Consider the following 6,534-nt stretch of genomic DNA (forward strand, 5'->3'; position numbering starts at 1 on the left):
GCGATTCCCGCACCCAGGCAGTAGGTTTCCATCGCTTGCACCTGCGAGGCGAGATCGTCTTTTTGTCCAGCACTGGAAACCCGGCAATAAACCACGACGTCGCGTTTCTCCGGAGCGCCACCCGTCAGTAGGCGCACATCCGCTTCGTCAAAATAGCGATGCCCGGACGGATGGCGCTTGGCCGCGAGCTTCCCTTCGCGCTCCCAGCGCCGCACGGTCTGCACCGAGCGACCAATCCGCTTGGCAAATTCTCCGATGCTGTAGTAGCTGCTCATATTACATAATTATAGACAGCTCTGGGAAGAAATCAAGCAACTGTTAATTACTCCTACAAAGGCTCAGGCCGGAAACACGCCGGTGGACAGATAACGATCACCACGGTCACAGATAGTGACCACGATCACCGCCGCTTCGCATTCACGCGACAGCTTCAGGGCCGCCGCCACCGCGCCACCCGAGGAGATCCCGGCAAAGATGCCCTCCTCCGCCGCCAGACGCCGGGTGGTTTCCTCGGCCTCGGCCTGACTGATATCGATCACCTGATCCACCCGCGCGGCGTCATAAATCTTAGGCAGATAGGCCGCTGGCCAGCGGCGGATGCCAGGAATGCTGGAGCCCTCCTGCGGCTGCACACCCACAATGCGCAGACTCGGGCTGCGCGTTTTCAGATAGCGGCTCACCCCCATGATAGTGCCGGTGGTGCCCATGGCACTGACGAAATGCGTCACCGTGCCCTGAGTGTCGCGCCAGATCTCCGGGCCGGTGGTTTCAAAATGCGCCTCGGGATTATCCGGATTGGAGAACTGATCCAGGCGCACGCCCTGCCCCTGGGACTCCAGCTCGCAGGCCAGGTCAATCGCCGCCTCCATACTGCCCTCCTTGGGGGTCAGGCGAATCTCGGCGCCAAAGGCGGCCATAGACTGGCGCCGCTCGACGCTCATATTCTCCGGCATGACCAACACCAAACGATACCCCTTCATGGCCGCCGCCATCGCCAGCGCAATGCCGGTGTTGCCGCTGGTGGCCTCAATCAGCGTATCCCCTGGCTGAATGGTCCCGCGCTGCTCAGCGCGCTGGATCATACTCAGTGCCGCACGGTCCTTCACCGAACCGGCGGGATTCTGCCCCTCCAGCTTGGCTAGAATGCAGTTGCTGGTTTTGCCTGGCAGTCGTTGCAGACGCACCAGCGGCGTGTTGCCGATCAGGGATTCAATGTTGGAGTAGTTCATCAGTGTTTTTCCATGCGTGTTCGTTGCAGATTCCTAAGGCCCAGCGATTGCAAACGCTATACACGAACCCTACAACACCTTGGTCACCTGCTTGATGCTGGTATCCAGCTTGTCGCTTTCGATGCGGAAGCCGAGCGATTTCACCAACGCCAGCATGCGGGTATTGGCGCTCAGCACCTCGCCTTCCATGATGCGCAGCCCCTTGGCGCGAGCATTCTGCATCAGCGAGCGCATCAGGCGCGCACCGATGCCGCGATTGCGCCATTCATCCGAAACCACGATGGCGAATTCACAGGTATCCCCACCCGGACGCGACATATAGCGCGCCACGCCGACCTCAACCTCCGAGCCCTGATCCACTACCACCCCGATCAGCGCCATTTCGCGGTCGTAGTCGATCTGGGTGAAGCGCACCAGCATCTCCGGGGTCAGTTCTTTGATCGCCTGCATGAAGCGGAAATACTTGGTCTGCTCCGAGAGACCGCGCACAAAGTCCTGTTCCATCTGCGCATCCTCGGGGCGGATCGGGCGGATGGTCAGATCGGCGCCATCCGGCAGCGGCACCCGTTCGATCAAATGCTGCGGATAGGGATGAATCGCCATGTGGCCATAGACCGGCATCTGTGGCGGACGATAGGCGACCTGAATGCGCGCATCCACCGCAATCACATCGAGATCATTGCCGATCAGCGGGTTGATCTCCAGCTCAATGACCTCCGCCAGTTCGCACACCATCTCCGAGACGCGCTGCAGAATCCGCGCCAGCGCCTGACGGTTCATCGGCGGCATGTTGCCGAAGGCGCCCATCAGACGCGCCACCCGAGTGTGCTCGATCATGGTCTGAATGATAAAGGCGTTGAGCGGCGGCAGGCCAAGCGCGTGATCCTCCAGCACATCGGTGTCAGTGCCACCGGCGCCGAAGCTGATCACTGGACCGAAGATGGGATCACGCGCCACCCGCACCATCAGCTCACGCGCGGCGCGAGTCGGAATCATGTGCTCAACCGTTACCCCTTCGATCGTCGCCTCCGGACGCAGACTGCGCGCGCGCTCGGTCAGCTCGATGAAGGCACGGCGCACGCTCTGGGCATGATTCAGATTAAGCCGCACGCCATCGACATCGGATTTGTAACGAATATCCGGCGAGTTGATCTTCATCACCACCGGAAAAGACAGCGCCTCAGCAGCGATCAGCGCCTCATTGGGGGTGCGCGCCAGCACCGTCTGGGTGGTGGGGATGCGAAAGGCGGCCAGAATCGCCTTGGCCTCGATGGTGCCAAGCGTCTTGCGTCCCTCGGCCATCACGCCTTCGATGATCAGGCGCGCGCCCTCGACATCCGGCATCAACTGCTGTGACAGTGGCCCTGGTGACTGCATCAGCAACTTTTGATTGCGCTGCTGACGGCCGAGGAAAGACAGCGCCTCAGCCGCCGCTTCGGGCAAGTCATAACAGGGCACGCCATGTTCGGAGAAGAGCGCATGGGCTTCAGCCACCCGAGTTGCCCCCATCCAGCAGGCCAATACCGGCTTGCGGGTTTTCGCCGCTGCTTCGATCACCTCGCGCGCCACAGCCGTTGCATCCACACTGGCCACCGGCGCCAGAATCGCCAGCACGCCATCGACCTGCGTATCCTCCAGACACAGACGCAACGCCTGTCCATAGCGCTCCACCGGCGCATCACCAATCACATCAATCGGATTGCCATGCGACCAGTACTCGGGCAGCAGCTTTTCCAGCTCAGCCCGGGTCGCATCGCTCAGCGTGGCCAACTTCAGTCCCAGCTCCACCGCACGATCCGCCGCCAAGACACCCGGTCCACCGCCGTTGGTAATAATGGCGATGCGCCGCCCCGGCAGCCGTCGCCCGGCGCCGAACACCTGCGCTGCGGCGAAGAGTTGATCCAGGGTATCGACCTGCACCGCGCCCCCGCGTTCCATGACCGCGCGAAACACCTCTGCGGAGCCCACCCAGGCGCCGGTGTGTGACTTGACCGCGCGCGAACCAGCCGGGTGGCGGCCAGTCTTGACCACCACCACCGGTTTCAGCCGCGCCGCCGCGCGCAGCCCGCTCATGAAGCGGCGTGCATCACGAATCCCTTCGACATAGAGCAAAATGCTGTGAGTCTGAGAATCCAGCGCCAGATAGTCGAGCACATCGCCAAAATCGACATCCGCTGCCGCGCCCAGTGACACCACCGCCGAGTAGCCGATGCGGCGTGGCCCAGCCCAGTCGAGCATAGCGGTGCAGACGGCGCCGGACTGCGACACCAGGGCGACATGACCGGCCAGCGCCGGCTCATTGCCAAAGGTGGCGTTCAGCCCATGCGCGGGACGCATGACCCCAAGACAGTTCGGTCCCAACACCCGGATGCGATTGCGCCGTGCGGCCGCGACCAGTTTCTCTTGCAGCGCCGCGCCGCGCTCACCACGCTCGGCAAAGCCGGCCGAATGCACCACTGCCGCGCGCACCCCACCTTCGCCACACTGATCCAGAATGCCGGCGACCTTGTCCGCCGGCGTTGCAATCAGCGCCAGCTCGATATGCTTGTCCAATGCGGCCAGGCTCGGATAGCAAGGCTCCCCGGCAACCTGCTCATACTTGGGGTTGATCGCGTAACAACTCCCCTTAAACTCGCTGGTCAGCAGGTTGCGAAACACCAAGCCACCCACCGACCCCTCGCGATCACTGGCGCCAAACACCGCCACCGCTGTAGGGACAAATAACTGATCAACATCCGACAAACGCATTGCAGGGTGCCCTCCTGGGGCAAAGCGGCTAAAGTTAGGGTCAGCAGAACGGATTACCCACTACTGAGCACTGCACAGCCATCATCATGAATCTCGCTTTCATCTCTCATCCCGATTGTCTGGAGCATCGCATGGGCGCGCACCATGTTGAGGTACCCGAGCGCCTGCACGCGATCACCGACCGGTTGATCGCCTCTGGCATGGAGATGCTACTGACCCATTATGACGCGCCCATGGCCGAGCGCGAAGCCCTGCTGCGGGTGCATGACGCCGACTATGTTGAAATGCTGTTCAGCAACGCCCCTCATGCCTCCGACGTGCTGACCTGGGTCGATGGCGACACCGCTATGAACGCCGGCACCCTGAACGCCGCGCGCCGTGCCGCCGGTGCTGCCATGCTCGGCATTGATCTGGTGATGACTGACAAGCACCATGCCGCCTTTTGCGCCGTGCGTCCACCTGGGCATCATGCCGAGCGCCATCAGGCGATGGGTTTTTGTTTTTTCAACAATGTCGCCGTCGGCGCCGCCCATGCCCTGGCTCAGCATGGTCTCCAGCGCATTGCTATTGTTGATTTTGATGTGCATCACGGCAATGGCACTGAGGATATTTTCGCCGGTGATGAGCGGGTGCTGTTCTGCTCCAGCTTTCAGCATCCCTTCTACCCCGGCAGCGGAGCCGACAGTCAGGCGCCCAATGTCGCCAATTTGCCGCTACCGGCACGCACCGACGGTAACGCCTATCGCGCGGCGGTCGAGCAAACCTGGCTGCCACGACTTGACGCCTTCCAGCCCGAGCTGATTCTGATCTCCGCCGGCTTCGACGGCCATGTCGAGGATGACATGGCGCATTTCATGCTTCGCGAGCCGGACTACGCCTGGGTCACCCGCGAGCTGCATGACCTCGCCGCCCGCCACGCCCAGGAACGCGTTGTCTCGGTGCTTGAAGGCGGCTATGCGCTGTCTGCACTCGGACGCTCCGTCAGCACCCATATTGATGAATTGATCGGGCAGGTGTAAGACGGTGATTGCCTTCTGGACGCGCTGGCCGGCGCCTTTGATGCGCCTATTATTTTCTCTGCACCCCTGGGGCATGATCCGATGGCTGACTCTTTGCTTGGTGATTTCGGTTAAGCCGTGTTTTCTTTTGGGATCACGGGGCAGGCCGCAAACACAACGGCGCGATTACGCCCGCCTTGCTTAGCCGCGTAGAGGGCCTCGTCCGCCCGCTGTAATACGAATTCAGGGGCGACATCTTGCATCGACTCGGCTAGGGCGGCGCCCAGACTCACTGTGACCACGCTCTGGGGAGAGTCCTCGTGCCGCAAGCGCATGTCATGCACCTGCTCGCGCAACTGGTTGGCGAGAGCGGGCAACGCGGTGGCGTCGGTCTCACTGAGGATAACCACGAACTGCTCCGAATTTCATACTCGAAAGTGCTCATTCGGTAATTCGCTCTCCGTTGATAGCACCCGATTTTGTCCGGGCGAGCAACTGGAGTCCTGGTTGAGCAGTCCCAACCGAAGGCGCTCAGTCCGTGCTTGCAAGATCGCCTTCACCGTTCGATACGGCGTGAACCGCTCGATGTCCGGGTCGGACAACCGTGCCAGCACGTTTTGCGCAGCGTTCTGATCCGCCTGCAACACAACCCCGTCGAAACAGTGAAACCGATCCCCTTGGCGGCGGCCCAGCAGGCCTCCGTTGCGGGAATCCATTTGCGATGTATAGGCCGGATTGACCAGAACGACCGTCGAACCTCGACGGCTTGAAACACTGTCAAGTGCTTCGGCAATGACGCCTTTCGTCCAGCTTGCCAGCCGACGATTGACGTGCTTGCCGAAGGACTTGCCCGCCATCGGGGCGGTTAAATCTTCCGCCGCGATCACAGCGGCTTTGTCGACGACCTTGTGAACCGACTGGAACACCAGGTCGCGGATGCGCGCATGGGTGTTGTCTATCTGTCGATTCAGCGTCTTGCGCCCGAGATTGAACTGGCGAATGTGTTCACGCTTGCGCGGGTTGCGGCTGTTCTTGGCGAGTGCGTGCAGTTTTGATCGGCGCTGGTACTTGGCTTTGAGCTTGTCGGATTGCTCGGTGAGGATCGCGCCTAGCTCCGTGCCATGATGTTCCCCGTCGGAATCAACCAGCACCTCGGAGTAGCCTTTGTCGATGCCCAAGGTGCGCATGCCGCAATCCTGGGTGATCTCGACCTCAATGGTGGTATGGATTTCGATGCGATCATCGTTTTTGATGATGATCCGCAGGGTGCCGGTCGGCTCGACGGTGGTGTTGAGCGGGATGGCGATGCGAGTGCCTTTGATGAGGCCGGGAATCTTGATCCAGGCGCGCCCGCCGCACTGGAAGGTGGTGTAGTTGTCTGAGCGGACGATGATCTGGTTGTGGGTGTGATTATGCCCGCGCGCCCAGTCCTGACGCATGATCCGGCACAGGTAGGGATCGCTTGTCCATTCGTTGCGCTTGAGCGCGGTGAACAGGCGTTTTTGCTCAGCCTGATCCTGGGTGTGACGCCAGATGCAGCGGCGCGCCTTGACCTTGGC

6 protein-coding genes are annotated in these 6,534 nt (G+C 61.4%); 1 reads left to right on the forward strand and 5 read right to left on the reverse strand.

The window, feature by feature from the left end:
• From CKO36_RS18300 to CKO36_RS18310, 3 genes are all read right to left on the reverse strand, one after another.
• Positions 1–275 (reverse strand): MerR family transcriptional regulator (locus tag CKO36_RS18300; protein ID WP_200286348.1); only part of this gene is annotated, 275 nt, incomplete at its 3' end.
• 63 nt (positions 276–338) lie between these two features.
• Positions 339–1,229: a cysteine synthase CysM gene (cysM, locus tag CKO36_RS18305; protein ID WP_200286349.1), complete on the reverse strand. Its 891-nt coding sequence runs from the start codon at positions 1,227–1,229 to the stop codon at positions 339–341.
• Positions 1,230–1,298: 69 nt separating this feature from the next.
• Positions 1,299–3,977 (reverse strand): bifunctional acetate--CoA ligase family protein/GNAT family N-acetyltransferase, encoded by a 2,679-nt coding sequence (locus tag CKO36_RS18310; protein ID WP_200286350.1) that lies wholly within the window; start codon positions 3,975–3,977, stop codon positions 1,299–1,301.
• An 86-nt stretch (positions 3,978–4,063) separates the two neighbouring features.
• Between CKO36_RS18310 and CKO36_RS18315 the strand changes: the two genes are divergently transcribed.
• Positions 4,064–4,996, forward strand: coding sequence for a histone deacetylase family protein (locus tag CKO36_RS18315; protein WP_200286351.1), 933 nt, complete (start codon positions 4,064–4,066; stop codon positions 4,994–4,996).
• 110 nt (positions 4,997–5,106) lie between these two features.
• Here the strand turns inward: CKO36_RS18315 and CKO36_RS18320 are convergent, their stop codons facing one another.
• Both CKO36_RS18320 and CKO36_RS18325 read right to left on the reverse strand, forming a co-directional pair.
• The gene (locus tag CKO36_RS18320) at positions 5,107–5,385 is read right to left on the reverse strand and encodes a diguanylate cyclase (RefSeq protein WP_200286352.1); all 279 of its coding nucleotides are present in this window, start codon (positions 5,383–5,385) and stop codon (positions 5,107–5,109) included.
• Positions 5,386–5,400: 15 nt separating this feature from the next.
• Positions 5,401–6,534 (reverse strand): RNA-guided endonuclease TnpB family protein (locus CKO36_RS18325; protein WP_200286353.1); only part of this gene is annotated, 1,134 nt, incomplete at its 5' end.

The organism is Rhabdochromatium marinum, from assembly GCF_016583795.1.
Taxonomy (GTDB): Bacteria; Pseudomonadota; Gammaproteobacteria; order Chromatiales; family Chromatiaceae; genus Rhabdochromatium; species Rhabdochromatium marinum.